16 protein-coding genes are annotated in these 18,634 nt (G+C 57.7%); 15 read left to right on the forward strand and 1 reads right to left on the reverse strand.

Features of this window, described 5'->3' with window-relative positions:
* Nucleotides 1-167: 167 nt before the first annotated feature.
* The 15 genes from hpaG (at nucleotide 168) to HV355_RS18855 (ending at nucleotide 17,133) form a co-directional block, all read left to right on the forward strand.
* Nucleotides 168-1,445, forward strand: a complete 1,278-nt coding sequence (gene hpaG / locus HV355_RS18785) for a 4-hydroxyphenylacetate degradation bifunctional isomerase/decarboxylase (protein WP_182402971.1) — start codon at nucleotides 168-170, stop codon at nucleotides 1,443-1,445.
* Nucleotides 1,442-2,908: a 5-carboxymethyl-2-hydroxymuconate semialdehyde dehydrogenase gene (gene hpaE / locus HV355_RS18790; protein WP_089598021.1), complete on the forward strand. Its 1,467-nt coding sequence runs from the start codon at nucleotides 1,442-1,444 to the stop codon at nucleotides 2,906-2,908. Before hpaG ends, hpaE begins: the two co-directional genes overlap by 4 nt.
* Nucleotides 2,909-2,910: 2 nt before the next feature.
* Complete coding sequence (gene hpaD / locus HV355_RS18795) at nucleotides 2,911-3,762, forward strand: 3,4-dihydroxyphenylacetate 2,3-dioxygenase (protein ID WP_042717302.1); 852 nt, start codon at nucleotides 2,911-2,913, stop codon at nucleotides 3,760-3,762.
* Between the two features lie 9 nt (nucleotides 3,763-3,771).
* Nucleotides 3,772-4,152, forward strand: a complete 381-nt coding sequence (locus HV355_RS18800; RefSeq protein ID WP_182402973.1) for a 5-carboxymethyl-2-hydroxymuconate Delta-isomerase — start codon at nucleotides 3,772-3,774, stop codon at nucleotides 4,150-4,152.
* Between the two features lie 107 nt (nucleotides 4,153-4,259).
* A complete protein-coding gene (hpaH, locus tag HV355_RS18805) occupies nucleotides 4,260-5,063 on the forward strand; it encodes a 2-oxo-hept-4-ene-1,7-dioate hydratase (RefSeq protein WP_104949458.1) in 804 nt (267 codons plus the stop codon).
* Between the two features lie 10 nt (nucleotides 5,064-5,073).
* Entirely contained in the window at nucleotides 5,074-5,871 is a 798-nt protein-coding gene (gene hpaI, locus HV355_RS18810) for a 4-hydroxy-2-oxoheptanedioate aldolase (RefSeq protein ID WP_182402975.1), read from the forward strand.
* 21 nt (nucleotides 5,872-5,892) lie between these two features.
* On the forward strand, nucleotides 5,893-7,245 hold the full coding sequence (gene hpaX, locus HV355_RS18815; RefSeq protein WP_126816034.1) for a 4-hydroxyphenylacetate permease: 1,353 nt from the start codon (nucleotides 5,893-5,895) through the stop codon (nucleotides 7,243-7,245).
* The gene (gene hpaA / locus HV355_RS18820; RefSeq protein ID WP_182402976.1) at nucleotides 7,217-8,107 is read left to right on the forward strand and encodes a 4-hydroxyphenylacetate catabolism regulatory protein HpaA; all 891 of its coding nucleotides are present in this window, start codon (nucleotides 7,217-7,219) and stop codon (nucleotides 8,105-8,107) included. The genes hpaX and hpaA overlap by 29 nt, the downstream gene beginning before the upstream one ends.
* Nucleotides 8,108-8,302: 195 nt before the next feature.
* Nucleotides 8,303-9,865: a 4-hydroxyphenylacetate 3-monooxygenase, oxygenase component gene (gene hpaB, locus HV355_RS18825; protein WP_010427196.1), complete on the forward strand. Its 1,563-nt coding sequence runs from the start codon at nucleotides 8,303-8,305 to the stop codon at nucleotides 9,863-9,865.
* 17 nt (nucleotides 9,866-9,882) lie between these two features.
* Nucleotides 9,883-10,395 carry a 4-hydroxyphenylacetate 3-monooxygenase reductase subunit gene (locus HV355_RS18830; protein WP_089598028.1) on the forward strand — a complete coding sequence of 171 codons (513 nt, stop codon included), beginning with the start codon at nucleotides 9,883-9,885 and terminating at the stop codon, nucleotides 10,393-10,395.
* A gap of 179 nt (nucleotides 10,396-10,574) precedes the next feature.
* Nucleotides 10,575-11,465 (forward strand): WYL domain-containing protein, encoded by an 891-nt coding sequence (locus HV355_RS18835; protein WP_182402978.1) that lies wholly within the window; start codon nucleotides 10,575-10,577, stop codon nucleotides 11,463-11,465.
* Nucleotides 11,466-11,682: 217 nt separating this feature from the next.
* On the forward strand, nucleotides 11,683-13,836 hold the full coding sequence (locus HV355_RS18840) for a carbon starvation CstA family protein (protein ID WP_100165532.1): 2,154 nt from the start codon (nucleotides 11,683-11,685) through the stop codon (nucleotides 13,834-13,836).
* A gap of 95 nt (nucleotides 13,837-13,931) precedes the next feature.
* Entirely contained in the window at nucleotides 13,932-14,135 is a 204-nt protein-coding gene (locus HV355_RS18845; RefSeq protein ID WP_182402980.1) for a YbdD/YjiX family protein, read from the forward strand.
* A gap of 10 nt (nucleotides 14,136-14,145) precedes the next feature.
* On the forward strand, nucleotides 14,146-15,099 hold the full coding sequence (gene yjiA, locus HV355_RS18850) for a GTPase (protein ID WP_182402982.1): 954 nt from the start codon (nucleotides 14,146-14,148) through the stop codon (nucleotides 15,097-15,099).
* 186 nt (nucleotides 15,100-15,285) lie between these two features.
* On the forward strand, nucleotides 15,286-17,133 hold the full coding sequence (locus HV355_RS18855) for a 3'-5' exonuclease (RefSeq protein WP_182402984.1): 1,848 nt from the start codon (nucleotides 15,286-15,288) through the stop codon (nucleotides 17,131-17,133).
* Between the two features lie 41 nt (nucleotides 17,134-17,174).
* Here HV355_RS18855 and HV355_RS18860 read toward each other — a convergent pair whose 3' ends face one another.
* Nucleotides 17,175-18,533, reverse strand: a complete 1,359-nt coding sequence (locus tag HV355_RS18860; protein ID WP_182402986.1) for an esterase-like activity of phytase family protein — start codon at nucleotides 18,531-18,533, stop codon at nucleotides 17,175-17,177.
* Nucleotides 18,534-18,634: the final 101 nt, after the last annotated feature.

Below are 18,634 nucleotides of genomic sequence, written 5' to 3' on the forward strand. Positions count from 1 at the left end.
TTAACAACCTGATTTATATATAAATAAAAACCAATTTGTAAATTTATTGTTATTCATATCACAAATTTTTCACTTCTGATTGCGAAATAAACAGCAAAAGCATAAAACCAGATCATTAACATATTAACGAAATCATAACCCGGACCTCCGGGGTGAGGAGTATGTGAATGAAAGGTACCGTTTTTGCCGTCGCCCTCAACCATCAAAGCCAGCGTGATGCCTGGCGTGAAGCGTTTGAAAAAGCCCCTTACAGCACGCCGCCGAAAACAGCCGTGTGGTTTATCAAACCGCATAACACGGTGATCCGCGCGGGCGAGCCGATCCCCTTCCCGCAGGGGGAAACGGTGCTAAGCGGCGCGACGGTGGCGCTGGTCGTAGGCAAAACCGCCAGCAAGGTGCGCGTGGAGGACGCCGCGGCGTACATCGCGGGATACGCGCTGGCCAACGAGGTGAGCCTGCCGGAAGAGAGCTTCTACCGCCCGGCCATCAAGGCCAAGTGCCGGGACGGGTTTTGCCCGCTCGGCGAGCTGGCCGCCGTTGATAGCGTGGATAACCTGACCATCATCACCGAGATTAACGGTCGCGAAGCGGACCACTGGAACACCGCCGAACTGCAGCGCAGCGCCGCCGGGCTGCTGAGCGCCCTCAGCGAGTTCGCCACCCTCAATCCCGGCGATGCGATATTGATCGGTACACCGCAAAGCCGCGTTGAGCTCCGCCCGGGCGATCGCGTGCGCATTCTCGCTGAAGGCTTTCCGCCGCTGGAAAACCCGGTGGTGGACGAGCGCGACGTCACTATTGCACACAGCACGCCGCCGCACGCCACGCTGTTTGCCCTCGGTCTGAACTATGCCGATCACGCCAGCGAGCTGGACTTCAAGCCGCCCAGCGAGCCGCTGGTATTTATCAAAGCGCCAAACACCTTCAACGGCGATAACCAGACGTCGGTGCGCCCGAATAATATCGAATACATGCATTACGAAGCGGAGCTGGTGGTGGTCATCGGTAAAACCGCGCGTAAGGTCAGCGAAGCCGAGGCGATGGACTATGTTGCGGGCTATACGGTCTGCAACGACTACGCCATCCGCGACTACCTGGAAAACTACTACCGTCCGAACCTGCGGGTAAAAAGCCGCGACGGGCTGACGCCCATTTCCCCCCACATCGTGCCGAAAGCGGCGATTCCCGACCCGCACAACCTCACCCTGCGCACCTTCGTCAACGGCGAGCTGCGCCAGGAAGGGACCACCGCCGATCTCATTTTCAGCATTCCGTTCCTGATTGCGTACCTGAGCGATTTTATGACCCTGCAGCCGGGCGACATGATCGCCACCGGCACGCCGAAGGGGCTGTCCGACGTGGTGCCGGGCGATGAAGTGGTGGTGGAAGTGGAGGGCGTGGGGCGCCTGGTGAACCGAATTGTCAGCGAGGAGACTGCAAAATGAAAAAGATTAACCACTGGATAAACGGTAAAAACGTCGCGGGAAGCGAGTACTTCCACACCACCAACCCGGCCTCCGGCGAGGTGCTGGCGGAAGTCGCCTCCGGCGGTGAAGCTGAAATTCACCAGGCCGTCGCCGCCGCCAAAGAGGCATTCCCGAAGTGGGCCAACCTGCCGATGAAGGAGCGCGCGCGCCTGATGCGCCGTCTGGGCGACCTGATCGACCAGAACGTGCCCGAGATCGCCGCCATGGAAACCGCCGACACCGGCCTGCCGATCCACCAGACCAAAAACGTGCTCATTCCGCGCGCCTCGCACAACTTCGAGTTCTTCGCCGAGGTGTGCCAGCAGATGAACGGCAAAACCTACCCGGTCGACGACAAGATGCTCAACTACACCCTGGTGCAGCCGGTGGGCGTCTGCGCGCTGGTGTCGCCGTGGAACGTGCCGTTTATGACCGCCACCTGGAAGGTCGCGCCCTGCCTGGCACTCGGAAACACCGCGGTGCTGAAGATGTCTGAACTCTCTCCGCTGACCGCCGACCGTCTGGGCGAGCTGGCGCTGGAGGCGGGCATTCCGGCGGGCGTGCTCAACGTGGTGCAGGGCTACGGTGCGACGGCAGGCGACGCGCTGGTGCGCCATCACGACGTGCGCGCCGTCTCCTTCACCGGCGGCACCGCCACCGGGCGCAACATCATGAAAAATGCCGGGCTGAAGAAATACTCCATGGAGCTGGGCGGCAAATCCCCGGTGCTGATTTTTGAAGATGCCGACATCGAGCGCGCGCTGGACGCCGCCCTGTTCACCATCTTCTCGATCAACGGTGAGCGCTGCACCGCGGGCTCGCGCATCTTTATCCAGCAGAGCATCTACCCGGAATTCGTGAAGCGCTTTGCCGAGCGCGCCAACCGCCTGCGCGTTGGGGATCCAAACGATCCGAATACCCAGATTGGCGCGCTCATCAGCAAGCCACACTGGGAGAAGGTCTCCGGCTACATCCGCCTCGGCATTGAGGAAGGCGCGACCCTGTTGGCGGGCGGCCCGGACAAACCGACCGATCTGCCTGCGCACCTGAAGGGCGGCAACTTCCTGCGCCCCACCGTGCTGGCGGACGTCGACAACCGCATGCGCGTGGCGCAGGAGGAGATCTTCGGGCCGGTGGCCTGCCTGCTGCCGTTTAAGGACGAAGCGGAAGGCCTGCGCCTGGCCAACGACGTGGAGTACGGCCTGGCGTCGTACATCTGGACCCAGGACGTCAGCAAAGTGCTGCGCCTGGCGCGCAGCATCGAAGCGGGCATGGTGTTCGTGAACACCCAGAACGTGCGCGACCTGCGCCAGCCGTTTGGCGGCGTGAAGGCCTCTGGCACCGGCCGCGAGGGCGGCGAGTATAGCTTCGAGGTGTTCGCGGAGATGAAGAACGTCTGCATCTCCATGGGCGACCATCCGATTCCAAAATGGGGGATCTGATCATGGGTAAATTAGCGTTAGCGGCAAAAATCACCCACGTACCGTCGATGTACCTCTCCGAACTGCCGGGGAAAAACCACGGCTGCCGCCAGTCGGCCATCGACGGGCATAAAGAAATCAGCAAGCGCTGCCGCGAGCTGGGCGTGGACACCATCATCGTGTTCGACACCCACTGGCTGGTGAACAGCGCCTACCACATCAACTGTGCGGACCATTTTGCGGGCGTCTACACCAGCAACGAGCTGCCGCACTTTATCCGCGACATGACCTACGACTACGACGGCAACCCGGCGCTCGGCCAGCTGATTGCCGACGAGGCGGTGAAGCTCGGCGTACGCGCCAAAGCGCACAACATCCCGAGCCTCAAGCTGGAGTACGGCACGCTGGTGCCGATGCGCTACATGAACGCGGATAAGCACTTCAAGGTGATCTCCATCTCGGCGTTCTGCACGGTTCACGACTTTGCCGACAGCCGCCGGCTGGGCGAGGCCATCGTCAGCGCGATTGAGAAATACGACGGCACCGTGGCGGTGCTCGCCAGCGGCTCGTTGTCGCACCGCTTTATCGACGACCAGCGCGCGGAGGAAGGGATGAACAGCTACACCCGTGAGTTTGACCGTCAGATGGACGAGCGCGTGGTGAAGCTGTGGCGCGAGGGCCAGTTCAAAGAATTCTGCAGCATGCTGCCGGAATACGCCGACTACTGCTATGGCGAGGGCAACATGCACGACACGGTGATGCTGCTGGGCATGCTCGGCTGGGACAACTACGACGGCAAGGTGGAGTTCCTCACCGAGCTGTTCGCCAGCTCCGGTACCGGCCAGGTTAACGCCGTTTTCCCGCTGCCCGCATAAGGAGCCACCATGCCGCACTTTATTGCTGAATGCACCGACAACATCCGCGAGCAGGCCGACCTGCCGGGGCTGTTCGCCAAAGTCAACGAGGCGCTCGCCGCCACGGGCATCTTCCCCCTCGGCGGTATCCGCAGCCGCGCCCACTGGCTGGACACCTGGCAGATGGCCGACGGCAGGCACGATTACGCCTTTGTGCATATGACGCTGAAGATTGGTGCCGGGCGCAGCCTGGAGAGCCGGGAAGAGGTCGGTGAAATGCTGTTTGGGCTGATCAAAACGCACTTCGCGGAGCTGATGGCCGCCCGCTATCTGGCGCTGTCGTTCGAGCTCGACGAGCTGCACCCGACGCTCAATTACAAGCAAAACAACGTGCACGCGTTGTTTACGTAGCCGTCTGCTCGCCCGGTGGCGCTTCGCTTACCGGGCCTACAACGGCCCCGAACGTAGGCCGGGTAAACGAAGTGCCACCCGGCAACAGCCGCACAAAGGATATCGCCATGCTCGACAAACATACCCATACCCTGATCGCCCATCGCCTGCATCAGGCGGAACAGTCCCGGGAGCAGATCCGCGCGATCTCGCTGGACTACCCGGAGATCACGATTGAAGACGCCTACGCCGTCCAGCGCGAATGGGTCAGCCTGAAGATCGCCGAAGGCCGCGTGCTGAAGGGCCATAAGATCGGCCTCACCTCGAAAGCGATGCAGGCCAGCTCGCAGATTAGCGAACCGGACTACGGCGCGCTGCTGGACGACATGTTCTTCCACGATGGCAGCGATATTCCCGTCGATCGCTTCATCGTTCCGCGCATCGAAGTGGAGCTGGCCTTCGTGCTGGCAAAACCGCTGCGCGGACCGAACTGCACGATTTTCGACGTTTACAACGCTACGGATTACGTCATCCCCGCGCTGGAGCTGATCGACGCCCGCTGCCACAACGTTGACCCGGAAACCCAGCGCCCGCGCAAGGTGTTCGACACCATCTCCGATAACGCCGCCAACGCGGGGGTGATCCTCGGCGGCCGTCCGATTAAGCCCGACGCGCTGGATCTGCGCTGGATCTCCGCCCTGCTCTACCGCAACGGCGTGATCGAAGAGACCGGCGTCGCCGCGGGCGTGCTTAACCACCCGGCGAACGGCGTGGCGTGGCTGGCGAACAAGCTGGCGCCGTACGACGTGCAGCTTGAACCGGGGCAAATCATCCTCGGCGGCTCCTTTACCCGCCCAGTGCCTGCCAGCAGAGGCGATACTTTCCATGTTGACTACGGCAACATGGGCTCCATTAGCTGCCGCTTTGTGTAAGGAGACGACCATGCAAAACGCATTCAAAGCGGCGCTGCAGGCAGGCCGTCCGCAAATTGGTTTATGGCTGGGGCTGACCAGCAGCTACAGCGCCGAGCTGCTGGCCGGGGCAGGCTTCGACTGGCTGCTGATCGACGGCGAGCATGCGCCGAACAGCGTGCAGACCGTCTTAACCCAGCTGCAGGCCATCGCGCCCTATCCCAGCCAGCCGGTGGTCCGCCCGTCGTGGAACGACCCGGTACAAATCAAACAGCTGCTGGACGTGGGCGCGCAAACCCTGCTGGTGCCGATGGTGCAAAACGCCGATGAAGCGCGTCTGGCGGTCCGTTCTACCCGCTACCCGCCCGCGGGCATCCGCGGCGTCGGCAGCGCCCTGGCTAGAGCGTCGCGCTGGAACCGCATTCCGGATTACCTGCAGCAGGCTAACGACGCCATGTGCGTGCTGGTGCAGATCGAAACCCGCGAGGCGCTGAAAAACCTGCCGCAGATCCTGGACGTGGAAGGCGTCGACGGCGTGTTTATCGGCCCGGCGGATCTGAGCGCCGACATGGGCTTTGCCGGCAATCCGCAGCACCCGGAGGTGCAGGCCGCCATTGAGCAGGCGATCGCGCAGATACGCGCCGCCGGTAAAGCGCCCGGCATCCTGATGGCGAACGAGCAGCTGGCAAAACACTATCTCGACCTTGGCGCGCTGTTTGTCGCCGTCGGCGTCGACACCACCCTGCTCGCCCGCGGCGCGGAAGCGCTGGCGGCACGCTTTATCGAACAACCGGTTACGTCAGTTAATAACAATAAATCCGTCTACTAAACGTAAGATCTGGAGCGCACCATGACGACCTCTACCCTGCAAACTCATGATAATAAAGCTGTTGAACATCGCGCCATTAACAAGCTGTTCCGACGCCTGATCGTCTTTCTCTTTATCCTGTTTGTCTTTTCGTTTCTCGATCGCATCAATATCGGCTTTGCCGGGCTGACGATGGGTAAAGATCTGGGCCTTACGTCCACCATGTTTGGCCTTGCCGCGACGCTGTTTTACGTTACCTACGTGCTGTGCGGGATCCCGAGCAACATCATGCTGGCGAAAATCGGCGCGCGGCGCTGGATCGCCGGGATCATGGTGGTGTGGGGCATCGCCTCCACCTGCACCATGTTCGCCACCAGCCCTGAAACGCTCTACGTCCTGCGCATGCTGGTAGGCATTGCCGAAGCCGGCTTCCTGCCGGGGATTTTGGTCTATCTCACCTGGTGGTTCCCGGCCTATCACCGCGCCCGCGCCAACGCGCTGTTTATGATCGCCATGCCGGTGACCATGATGCTCGGCTCGATCCTCTCCGGCTATATTCTGGCGATGGACGGGCTGTGGAACCTGAAGGGCTGGCAGTGGCTGTTCCTGCTGGAGGGGCTACCGTCGGTGGTGCTCGGCGTGGTGACCTGGTTTTACCTCAACGACACGCCGGATCAGGCCACCTGGCTGGACGACGACGAAAAGCAGGCGCTGAAAACGATGATTGCCCGCGAGCAGGAGGTCGCCATTGCCCAATCCGTCACGCCGCGCTCGACGCTGCGCGAAGTGCTGACCCCGGCGGTGCTGCTCTACACGCTGGCCTACTTCTGCCTGACCAATACGCTCAGCGCGATCAATATCTGGACGCCGCAGATCCTGCAAAGCTTTAACACGGGGAGCAGCAATATCGTCATCGGCCTGCTGGCGGCGATCCCGCAGTTTTGCACCATTCTCGGGATGATCTGGTGGAGCCGCCGCTCCGACAGGCTGAAAGAGCGAAAAAAGCACACCATCCTGCCGTACCTGTTCGCCGCGGCGGGATGGATGCTGGCCTCGGCCACCGATCACAGCCTGATCCAGCTGCTTGGCATCATCATGGCCTCAACCGGATCGTTTACCGCCATGGCGATATTCTGGACCACGCCGGATCGGGTGATTAGCCTTCAGTCCCGCGCCGTGGCGCTGGCGGTGATCAACGCCATAGGCAACGTGGGTTCTGCCGTCAGCCCATTGCTGATTGGGATCCTGCGCGACGCGACCGGCAGCTTCAGCTCCGGTCTGTGGTTCGTGGCCGGGCTGCTGGTGGTCGGCGCGCTGGTGCTGACGCGCATTCCGATGACGCAGCGGGATCAACTGAGGAACGATCATGTGCCAGAGCCCCATCGCCAACATTGATATCAGCAAGGAGTACGACGAAAGTCTGGGCACCGACGACGTGCACTACCAGTCGTTCGCCCGCATGGCGGCCTTTTTTGGCCGCGACATGCAGGCGCATCGTCACGACCAGTATTTTCAGATGCACTTTCTCGATACCGGACAGATTGAACTCCAGCTCGACGATCACCGCTACTCGGTGCAGGCCCCGCTGTTTGTCCTCACGCCGCCGTCGGTGCCGCACGCATTTATCACCGAATCCGACAGCGACGGACACGTGCTGACGGTGCGCGAGGATCTGATCTGGCCGCTGCTGGAGGTGCTTTACCCCGGCACGCGGGAAGCGTTTGGCCTGCCGGGGATCTGCCTCTCGCTGGCCGACAGGCCGGACGAGCTGGCGGCGCTGAAGCACTACTGGCAGCTCATTGCCCGGGAATCCACGGAACAACTGCCGGGGCGCGAGCATACCCTGGTCCTGCTGGCGCAGGCGGTCTTTACTCTGCTGCTGCGCAACGCAAAGCTCGACGACCACGCTTCAAGCGGAATGCGCGGCGAGCTGAAGCTGTTCCAGCGCTTTACCCAGCTGATTGATGCCCACTACCACCAGCACTGGACGGTGCCGGAATACGCCAGCGAACTGCACCTGACCGAATCACGCCTGACCGATATCTGCCGCCGCTTCGCCAACCGTCCGCCAAAGCGGCTGATCTTCGACCGGCAGCTGCGTGAAGCCAGACGTCTGCTGCTCTTTTCCGACAGCGCGGTCAGCGAGATTGCCTGGCAGCTGGGGTTTAAGGATCCGGCTTACTTTGCCCGCTTTTTTAACCGCTTAGTGGGGTGCTCGCCGAGCGCGTACCGGGCGCAGAAAGTACCGGTTTCCTGAACGCATCACGGTTCGTAGGGCGGGTAAGCGCAGCGCCACCCGCCGAAAAGCCGCACAGATCACAAAACTACATCCCACCCGAAAAGTACCCGCCGTTGCCCCAAACGTCCCTTCACGTTCCGCCCCGCTCAGGCTTCAATTAAACAACAAAAACAAAACATAAATTTAACAACCCTATTCCGATACGAGGTCCCTATGAAGCCTGAAGATTTCCGCGCTGATGCCAAACGTCCGTTAACCGGCGAAGAGTATTTAAAAAGCCTGCAGGACGGTCGTGAGATTTATATCTACGGCGAGCGCGTCAAAGACGTCACCACCCATCCGGCGTTTCGCAACGCGGCGGCCTCCATCGCGCAGATGTACGACGCGCTGCACAAGCCGGACATGCAGGATACCCTCTGCTGGGGCACCGACACCGGCAGCGGCGGCTATACCCACAAATTCTTCCGCGTGGCGAAAAGCGCCGATGACCTGCGTCAGCAACGCGATGCCATCGCCGAGTGGTCACGCCTGAGCTACGGCTGGATGGGCCGCACGCCGGACTACAAAGCCGCGTTTGGCTGCGCGCTCGGTGCCAACCCGGCCTTCTACGGCCAGTTCGAGCAGAACGCCCGTAACTGGTACACCCGCATTCAGGAAACCGGCCTGTACTTCAACCACGCCATCGTTAACCCGCCAATCGACCGTCATAAACCGGCGGACGAAGTAAAAGACGTCTACATCAAGCTGGAGAAAGAGACCGACGCCGGGATTATCGTCAGCGGCGCGAAAGTGGTGGCAACCAACTCGGCGCTGACCCACTACAACATGATCGGCTTCGGCTCCGCGCAGGTGATGGGGGAAAATCCGGACTTCGCGCTGATGTTCGTCGCACCGATGGACGCCGAAGGCGTGAAGCTGATCTCCCGCGCCTCTTACGAGATGGTGGCAGGCGCAACCGGATCCCCGTACGACTACCCACTCTCCAGCCGCTTTGACGAGAACGATGCGATCCTGGTGATGGATCACGTGCTGATCCCGTGGGAAAACGTGCTGATCTACCGCGATTTCGACCGCTGCCGTCGCTGGACGATGGAAGGCGGCTTCGCCCGCATGTACCCGCTGCAGGCCTGCGTGCGTCTGGCGGTGAAGCTCGACTTCATCACCGCCCTGCTGAAAAAATCCCTGGAGTGCACCGGTACCCTGGAGTTCCGCGGCGTGCAGGCGGATCTCGGCGAAGTGGTGGCCTGGCGCAACATGTTCTGGGCGCTGAGCGACTCCATGTGTTCCGAAGCCACCCCGTGGGTCAACGGTGCGTACCTGCCCGATCACGCCGCGCTGCAAACCTACCGCGTGATGGCGCCGATGGCCTACGCCAAAATCAAGAACATCATCGAGCGTAACGTGACGTCCGGGCTGATCTACCTGCCCTCCAGCGCTCGGGATCTGAACAACCCGCAGATCGACCAGTATCTGGCGAAATACGTGCGCGGCTCCAACGGTATGGATCACGTCGAACGCATCAAGATTTTGAAACTGATGTGGGATGCCATCGGCAGCGAGTTTGGCGGTCGTCACGAGCTGTACGAAATCAACTACTCCGGCAGTCAGGATGAGATCCGCCTGCAGTGTCTGCGTCAGGCGCAGAGCTCCGGCAACATGGACAAAATGATGGCAATGGTCGACCGCTGCATGTCCGAGTACGACCAGCACGGCTGGACGGTACCGCACCTGCACAACAACACCGATATCAACATGCTCGACAAGCTGCTGAAATAGCGCAGCGGGAGGTTGCAATGCATTCAGATGAACAACGCCTGCGTTTTCGCGACGCGATGAGCAGCCTGTCGGCTGCGGTTAATGTGGTCACCACCGAGGGCGAGGCGGGCCGCTGCGGTATCACCGCCACCGCCGTCTGCTCGGTGACGGACACGCCGCCGTCGGTCATGGTGTGCATCAACGCCAACAGCGCCATGAACCCGGTCTTTCAGGGTAACGGCAGGCTGTGCGTCAACGTGCTGAACCACGAGCAGGAGATCATGGCTCGCCATTTCGCCGGGATGACCGGTATGGCCATGGAGGAGCGCTTTGCCCTCTCCTGCTGGCAGAAAGGCCCGCTGGCGCAGCCGGTGCTAAAAGGCGCGCTCGCCAGCCTGGAAGGGGAGATAAGCCAGGTGCAAACCATCGGCACGCATCTTGTTTATCTCGTTGAAATTAAAAACATCATCCTCAGTGAAGAGGGCCACGGCCTGATCTATTTCAAACGCCGCTTCCACCCCGTGATGATGGAGCTTGAAGCAGCCGTTTAATCCCTTCCCGCGCTGACCTTTCTTCGGTCAGTGCGGCTTTCTACAAAAAACCCCTAAGGTTTCCGCTAAAGCACGCCGTTATATAACCATAAGAGAAATTTTCTGTGCCTGAATACTGACACCCCGTGTCAGTGCTACCCGCATCATTCAGCGCCGACCCCAATATACAGGAAGACCTTATGGCTAAATCGACGCGGAGCCGCTCGGCTGAACGTCTGGTCGATATTCTGGTTGAGCTACATTTACACGGTGTGGTAAACCGCAGTGCGCTCATGGATAAATTTAAAATTACCGAGCGCACTGTCTACCGCGATTTAAATGCACTCTCCCCGATTGTTGAACATACCGGAAATGGGCTTTATCGGCTCATTCATTCAGCGCAATCTCCCGGCTCGCAAGGACTGCACCACACCCTTGCTAACCTCCTGAATGCTGATAACTTTTTTCCCGATCGTAATACCGAATTTTGGCAGAAACTCGAAAACCGCGTTGATGAAAATCATATTCTTATTCTTGGCAACGACGCTGAGCACACCGTACACCGTGATATTGGTCGTTATTTACCGAAAATTGAGAAATCGATTAAAAACCATAATGTTTGTCAGATCGTTTATAAAGGTAAAACCCGTCTGATTAATCCTTACAAACTCATTAACAAAAAAAATATATGGTATTTACAAGCCACCGAAAATAGCAGGTTAAAATCCTTTTCGCTGAGCCAGATTCGCTGGATGGATATTCAGGGCACGACATTTATTCCTGAAGAGAGCGTGATTGAACTGCTGGAAAAAAGCCTCGATCCCTGGGTCTCTGAAGATACTTTCGAAGTGAAAATATTTATCAACGATAATATTTCCCATTACTTTATGCGACGCGATCTCCTGCCGGAACAAGAGCTGCTGGAAGACCGTCACGATGGCGTCACGCTCCGCTGTCAGGCAGCACATGAGAACCAAATTTTGCCGCTGCTTTTGTACTGGCTGCCAAATATTCACATTTTAGAACCTGCCTGGCTGAGGGAAAAGCTGGTGACGACCCTGACAACCTATCTGGCTGAGTGCACGGCATAGCTAACTGCGTGATCGCAATCACATATTTTCTCCCACCGGCGGCGAGCCTGAACCACTCGCCCTCACCTTTGACCGCTTACCCATCACTTTCAACCACTCACTCATTTACCGTCCTTTACACGCGCGAGGATCTGGCACGATCGCTCCAGCATTAATCAATACCTCCTCACAACGAACCCTGACCCTTTTTTCTTTACATAAAAAACCAGGTCTTACTATGGATACTAAAAAACTACTGAAGCACGTGCCCTGGGCCTTACTCGGGATCCTCGGCGCTTTTTGTCTGGCGGTTGTCGCATTACGCCGGGGCGAACACGTAAGCGCCCTGTGGATCGTGGTCGCGTCCGTTTCCGTCTATCTTGTGGCTTATCGCTACTACAGCTTGTACATCGCGCAGAAGGTCATGAAGCTCGACCCGACGCGCGCCACGCCGGCGGTCATTAACAATGACGGCCTGAACTACGTGCCAACCAACCGCTACGTGCTGTTTGGTCACCACTTTGCCGCTATCGCCGGCGCAGGCCCGCTGGTCGGCCCGGTACTGGCCGCGCAGATGGGCTACCTGCCGGGTACCCTGTGGCTGCTCGCGGGCGTTGTGCTGGCGGGTGCGGTGCAGGACTTTATGGTGCTGTTTATCTCTTCTCGCCGTAACGGTGCCTCTCTGGGTGAGATGGTCAAAGAAGAGATGGGCCGCGTGCCGGGGACTATCGCCCTGTTCGGCTGCTTCCTGATTATGATCATCATCCTCGCGGTGCTGGCCCTGATCGTGGTGAAAGCGCTGGCCGAAAGCCCGTGGGGCGTCTTCACCGTCTGCTCAACCGTGCCGATTGCGCTGTTCATGGGGATCTACATGCGATTCCTGCGTCCGGGACGCGTGGGTGAAGTGTCGGTGATTGGTATCGTGCTGCTGGTGGCCTCCATCTACTTCGGCGGCGTGATTGCGCACGACCCATACTGGGGCCCGGCGCTGACCTTCAAGGACACCACCATTACCTTCGCGCTGATTGGCTATGCGTTTATTTCCGCGCTGCTGCCGGTCTGGTTGATTCTGGCCCCGCGTGACTACCTGGCGACCTTCCTGAAAATCGGCGTTATCGTCGGTCTGGCGATCGGTATCCTGGTGATTAACCCGGATCTGAAAATGCCTGCGGTAACGCAGTACATCGACGGCACCGGCCCGCTGTGGAAAGGCGCCCTGTTCCCGTTCCTGTTCATCACCATCGCCTGCGGTGCGGTCTCTGGCTTCCACGCCCTGATTGCCTCCGGTACCACGCCTAAGCTGCTGGCGAACGAGAAAGACGCGCGTCTGATCGGCTACGGCGCAATGCTGATGGAGTCCTTCGTGGCGATCATGGCGCTGGTTGCAGCCTCCATTATCGAACCGGGTCTGTACTTCGCGATGAACACCCCGCCTGCTGGCCTCGGCATTACCATGCCAAACCTGCACGAGATGGGCGGTGACAACGCGGCGCTGATTATGGCGCAGCTGAAGGACGCGAGCGCACACGCTGCGGCGACCGTCAGCTCCTGGGGCTTCGTGATTTCGCCTGAGCAGATCATGCAGACCGCGAAGGACATCGGCGAACCGTCCGTGCTGAACCGCGCCGGTGGCGCACCGACGCTGGCGGTAGGTATCGCACACGTGTTCCACAAAGTGCTGCCGTGGGCGGACATGGGCTTCTGGTACCACTTCGGTATTCTGTTCGAAGCGCTGTTCATCCTGACCGCGCTGGATGCGGGTACCCGTGCGGGCCGCTTCATGCTGCAGGACCTGCTTGGTAACTTCGTGCCGTTCCTGAAGAAAACCGACTCTCTGGTGGCGGGCATTCTGGGTACCGCGGGCTGCGTAGGCCTGTGGGGCTACCTGCTGTATCAGGGCGTTGTCGACCCGCTCGGCGGCGTGAAGAGCCTGTGGCCGCTGTTCGGTATCTCTAACCAGATGCTCGCAGCCGTTGCTCTGGTGCTCGGTACCGTGGTCCTCGTGAAGATGAAACGCACCAAATACATCTGGGTAACGGTTGTTCCTGCGCTGTGGCTGCTGCTCTGCACCACCTGGGCGCTCGGCCTGAAGCTGTTCAGCGCCAACCCGCAGCTGGAAGGTTTCTTCTTCATGGCTAACCAGTACAAAGAGAAGATTGCCGCAGGCGGCGCGGATCTGACCGCGCAGCAGATTGCCAACATGAACCATATCGTGGTGAACAACTACACCAACGCGGGTCTGAGCATTCTGTTCCTGGTGGTGGTGTACAGCATCATCTTCTACGGCATCAAAACCTGGATGAACGTGCGCAACGCCGACGGTCGTACGGATAAAGAAACCCCGTACGTGCCGGTGCCGGAAGGCGGCGTGAAGACCTCTTCACACCATTAAAAAATGGCGGGTGGCGCTACGCTGACCCGCCCTACACAGAAACTGTAGGCCCGGTAAGCGTAGCGCCACCGGGCTTTTTCTGTCTGGAACCCACAATGTTTGGTAACTTAGGCGAAGCAAAAAAATACCTCGGTCAGGCGGCGAAAATGCTGATTGGCATTCCGGACTATGACAACTACGTTGAGCATATGAAGACCAACCATCAGGATAAACCGTACATGACCTACACCGAATTCTTCCGCGAGCGTCAGGAAGCGCGCTACGGCGGAAGTGGAGAAGGCGGCGTCCGCTGCTGCTAAAGGAGAGACCATGACCCCGATTGCCGTTACCCTACTGACCGGTTTCCTCGGCGCCGGTAAAACCACCCTGCTGCGCCACATCCTGAATGAACAGCACGGCTTCAAAATCGCCGTCATCGAAAACGAGTTCGGCGAAGTCTCCGTTGACGACCAGCTGATTGGCGATCGCGCCACCCAGATCAAAACCCTCACCAACGGCTGCATCTGCTGCACCCGCTCTAACGAATTAGAAGACGCCCTGCTGGACCTGCTCGACAGCCGCGATCGCGGTGAAATCGACTTCGACCGTCTGGTAATCGAGTGCACCGGCATGGCCGACCCCGGCCCAATTATTCAGACCTTTTTCTCGCACGAAATTCTTTGCCAGCGCTACCTGCTGGACGGCGTGATTGCCCTTGTCGATGCGGTCCACGCCGACGAGCAGATGAACCAGTTCACCATCGCCCAGTCTCAGGTGGGCTACGCCGACCGCATCCTGCTGACCAAAACAGACGTGGCGGGCGGAAGCGAAAAACTGCGGGAGCGCCTGACCCGCATTAACTCCCGCGCGCCGGTTTACACGGTGACGCATGGCGACATCGTTCTGTCTCAGCTGTTCAACACCAACGGCTTTATGCTGGAAGAGAACGTGACCGCAAAACCGCGCTTCCACTTTATGGGAGATAAGCAAAACGACGTGGCGTCGATTGTGGTGGAGCTTGACTACCCGGTGGACATCGGCGAGGTTTCGCGCGTGATGGAGAACCTGCTACTCTCGTTTGCCGACAAGCTGCTGCGCTACAAAGGGATGCTGTGGATTGACGGCGAGCCGAACCGCCTGCTGTTCCAGGGCGTACAGCGCCTGTACAGCGCCGACTGGGACAGACCGTGGGGCGATGAAACGCCGCACAGCGTGATGGTGTTTATTGGCATACAGCTGCCGGAAGAGGAAATTCGGGCGGCGTTTGCGGGGCTGAAAAAGTAAATATACGCTCCCTTTTAATCAGGAAAGGGAGCGTAATTCATTGAGGCAAAATGCGGGTTTCGCCCTTTCTGTTTGCAATATTGTCTGTTAATGTTCTTAACAATAATGAAATCATGCTTTGATTAATATTCCTTAAAATATTAATTAATTGGATTTGTATAATTTTCATGAATTGGTAGGCGTAATATGGCAATCATTATTCCCACAGTAAGCAGCTGTAGCGAGAAGATTACGGCCGGAGAAAAAAGGCTGGCAAGGCTTCTGGAGGGTGGGCTCAGTGAGCAGTGTACCTGCTGGTATGACACCCGAATGGGAGACAAAGACGATCATCCTGATTTTGTGATTCTGGCCCCCGAAAAAGGGCTGTTGTTTCTAGAAGTGAAAGACTGGTTTATCACAAAAATAAAGTCGGCTAATAAAACGCATATTGATTATGAGACCAAAAATGGCGTAGAACCGTTGAAGAACCCACTCGAACAGGTTCGGCAATATACCTTTCATATCATCAATAGTCTGAAAAACGATCCCCAGCTTCGCCAGCAGCAGGGAGATCATGAAGGCAGTTTTATTATGCCGTATGGATATGGTGTTTATTTGAGCAACATAACCCGGGCACAGTTGGAAAAGAGTTTTACACCCGAGGAGTTGAATGAAATATTGCCCGCCAGCCAGGTGATATGCAAAGACGAGCTCAGTGAGTTTATGACCAGGGAACAAATCTCTGCCCGCCTCGAATCCCTTCTAAGACATAGCTTCGTTCATCTCACAACACCACAACAGCTTGACCGCATAAGATGGCATCTTTATCCGGACGTACGCATTAATACATCCGTGACGCGGGTCGATCTGGACAATTTTACGTTCCACACACCAGACGTGGTTTGTATGATGGACAGGAACCAGGAACAGCTCGCCAGAAGTATGGGGGCAGGACACCGGGTAATTCACGGCGTAGCAGGTTCCGGCAAAACACTCATTCTGTATCATCGCTGCATTGAGCTTGCCAATAATATCGAAAACACCAAACCGATACTGGTGATTTGCTACAATATTACGCTAGCCAAAAAACTCAAAGCGCAGCTCGAACACCATAGCCTGCGGCTTCCTGTCGAGGTTATCCATTTTCATGCTTGGTGCTACCAGCAATTAAACGCGCATCGACGTCTTCCCCCAAAGAGTAAAAACTTTATTGAATTAATGGAAAATGCGCTAACGGTGGCATTTGAAGAAGGGATTATCAAACCGGAGCAGTATAGCGCCGTTTTGATAGATGAAGGACACGATTTTAAGCCAGAATGGCTAAGAATTCTCGCTAAGATGCCGGACAATAAAGATAGCTCCCTGCTTTTCCTGTACGATGACGCTCAGTCAATCTATCAGAAAAAGAAAGCTCTTGATTTCACCCTTTCAAGCGTCGCTATAAAAGCTCAGGGTCGTACAACTATTCTCGATACCAATTATCGCAACACCCGGCAAATACTCCACTTTGCCAGCAGCATTGCTTTTAATTATCTCAATAATCACATTGAAGACTCGCTTAAATACCAGCTGCCTGCCGCAGGAGGTCTGACCGGGAAGTATCCGGCACTGGCCAGCTTTGATAATCAGGACGAGGAGATTACACGCGTTCTCGATTGGGTTACTGAGCAGCGACAGCAGGGTATTGCATGGTCGGAAATCGCCATACTGTGCCCCTCAACTTACAGCATTTCAGGTATGCTCGGGCCAAGGCTCGAAGCCCGCAAGATCCCATACCAGATGATTGTCTCCAGCGATGATAAAAAGCACTGGTCACCGCAGAATGATTTTCTCTGCGTAATGCCGCTACCTAGCAGCAAGGGTCTTGAATTTCACTCGGTCGCCATTATGGATGCTGCAAAGGAAAGGGATGAAGAGGATTTGAGTGACGATATCAAGCGGCTATATGTCGGATTTACCCGCGCGCGCCAGAATCTTTTGGTGACAATGCACGGAGCCGGGAGCCTGCGCGATCATCTTGTCGATACCTACGAAAATAGCGTGAAGCTGTTCTAGCAGGTATAAATATCCCCTCTCCTGAAGGAGAGGGGCCAATCCTATTTCACCGCCTCTGGCAGCGTCATAATCCACAGCTCGCTGTCTGACTCCGGCTTCTTCAGCGGCTTCACGCTGAGCGTGGTTTCAACCGGTTTATCATCCAGCGTCAGCTTGCCTTCCGCATTCACCCGGTAATCCTTGAGCTTTTTGCCCTCGACCGGGTTTTGCATCGCCACCTTCACGCCAAAGTCATTATCGTTCGCCACCGCAAGCGTTTTGCTGTCGATCAGCGCCAACCCTTCGGCCTTCTCCTGCTGCCAGCCCAGCGCGCGCAGATCGACGACCTGCGTTTTTGCAGCAAGCGTTATGCCGCGCTGCGCCAGGGTTTTCTCATCATCAAACTCCGGGTACTCGCCCGGCTTGTCAAAGGCGCTCAGGTCACTCGCCTTGCTGAGATCCACCTTGTAAATCAGGTTGCGCATCCCGTCGTTTTTATCGCTTCCTTGCTCAATCAGCAGGATATGCTGGTCATCGAGCGCCACGATATCGCCGATTTTGGCGTCGCTGTTTTTACTGTAGGCCGCACTGTCGATAGGGTAGCCGTACATCGCGGTTTTCCCGGTCGCCGGGTCAAAGCTCACCAGACGCGTAAACAGCGCCTGCTTTTTGCTCTTACCGTCGATATCCAGCGTACTTTGCACGGCGGCGATAATCCGCCCGTCCGGCATGCGGGTTAGGCCTTCAAAGCCACGGTTTGCCTGACGCCATTTGATAATGTTTGGCAGACCGCCCGCGATGGATTTCTCCCCTTCCGCCGCCTGCGGCCCGTGGATCGCCAGGATCTTGCCTTTGCTGTCGACGTTAATCAGGAACGGGCCATACTCGTCGCAAAGCCAGTATCCGCCTTTACCGTCCGGCGTGATGCCTTCGGTGTCCAGCCCGCGGTTGTCACCCTTCAGGATCGTTAAGGTGTCGCTGAACGCTACTTCATTGGTGGAGCCAATCACGCCGCTTTGCAGCGGCAGACCGTTAATCTCGCCTTTATCATCATGCAGCGGGCGCGCATCGACAGCCTCCGCTTTGCCGTTCTCAACGCGGATGGTCATCAGCAGCGGCGCGAAATCTGGCGTGACAAATATTTTGGCTTCGTTTTTACCCATTTTTGGCGCATCGGCGTTGGGACCGCGATCGGTCACGGTCACAAAGGTCAGGGCGTCCCCCTGCTTGCCAGTAAATAGCAGGCCAGAGCCAATCCCCACCGGGAGTCCGTTCGGAAACGCGCTGGCAAACGCGCCGCTGTATTTCACATGTGAGCCTTCAGGGAAGCTGACGATATAGCGCTCTGCGGTAGGTTGTGCCGCCACGGCAGAGAATGAGAGCGCACAGCCCACGAGTACAGGAATGATTTTTCTTTTCATGTTGTTAGCATCCGGTTAGTGAAGCCAACACCGTAATGAAGAAACGTGTCAGAAAAATGACACAGACGGGACGCTGACCCATGCAGCGACACGTATATCCC

This window comes from Enterobacter sp. RHBSTW-01064, assembly GCF_014103035.1.
Taxonomy (GTDB): domain Bacteria; phylum Pseudomonadota; class Gammaproteobacteria; order Enterobacterales; family Enterobacteriaceae; genus Enterobacter; species Enterobacter mori.

Bases quoted from the DNA above. Each gene is read 5' to 3' on its own strand.
- hpaH (WP_104949458.1), top strand. From the start codon at position 4,260: ATGCTCGACAAACATACCCATACCCTGATCGCCCATCGCCTGCATCAG.
- hpaG (WP_182402971.1), top strand. From the start codon at position 168: ATGAAAGGTACCGTTTTTGCCGTCGCCCTCAACCATCAAAGCCAGCGT.
- HV355_RS18840 (WP_100165532.1), top strand. From the start codon at position 11,683: ATGGATACTAAAAAACTACTGAAGCACGTGCCCTGGGCCTTACTCGGG.
- yjiA (WP_182402982.1), top strand. From the start codon at position 14,146: ATGACCCCGATTGCCGTTACCCTACTGACCGGTTTCCTCGGCGCCGGT.
- HV355_RS18800 (WP_182402973.1), top strand. From the start codon at position 3,772: ATGCCGCACTTTATTGCTGAATGCACCGACAACATCCGCGAGCAGGCC.
- HV355_RS18835 (WP_182402978.1), top strand. From the start codon at position 10,575: ATGGCTAAATCGACGCGGAGCCGCTCGGCTGAACGTCTGGTCGATATT.
- hpaB (WP_010427196.1), top strand. From the start codon at position 8,303: ATGAAGCCTGAAGATTTCCGCGCTGATGCCAAACGTCCGTTAACCGGC.
- hpaX (WP_126816034.1), top strand. From the start codon at position 5,893: ATGACGACCTCTACCCTGCAAACTCATGATAATAAAGCTGTTGAACAT.
- HV355_RS18830 (WP_089598028.1), top strand. From the start codon at position 9,883: ATGCATTCAGATGAACAACGCCTGCGTTTTCGCGACGCGATGAGCAGC.
- hpaD (WP_042717302.1), top strand. From the start codon at position 2,911: ATGGGTAAATTAGCGTTAGCGGCAAAAATCACCCACGTACCGTCGATG.
- HV355_RS18855 (WP_182402984.1), top strand. From the start codon at position 15,286: ATGGCAATCATTATTCCCACAGTAAGCAGCTGTAGCGAGAAGATTACG.
- hpaA (WP_182402976.1), top strand. From the start codon at position 7,217: ATGTGCCAGAGCCCCATCGCCAACATTGATATCAGCAAGGAGTACGAC.
- HV355_RS18860 (WP_182402986.1), bottom strand. From the start codon at position 18,533: ATGAAAAGAAAAATCATTCCTGTACTCGTGGGCTGTGCGCTCTCATTC.
- hpaI (WP_182402975.1), top strand. From the start codon at position 5,074: ATGCAAAACGCATTCAAAGCGGCGCTGCAGGCAGGCCGTCCGCAAATT.
- hpaE (WP_089598021.1), top strand. From the start codon at position 1,442: ATGAAAAAGATTAACCACTGGATAAACGGTAAAAACGTCGCGGGAAGC.
- HV355_RS18845 (WP_182402980.1), top strand. From the start codon at position 13,932: ATGTTTGGTAACTTAGGCGAAGCAAAAAAATACCTCGGTCAGGCGGCG.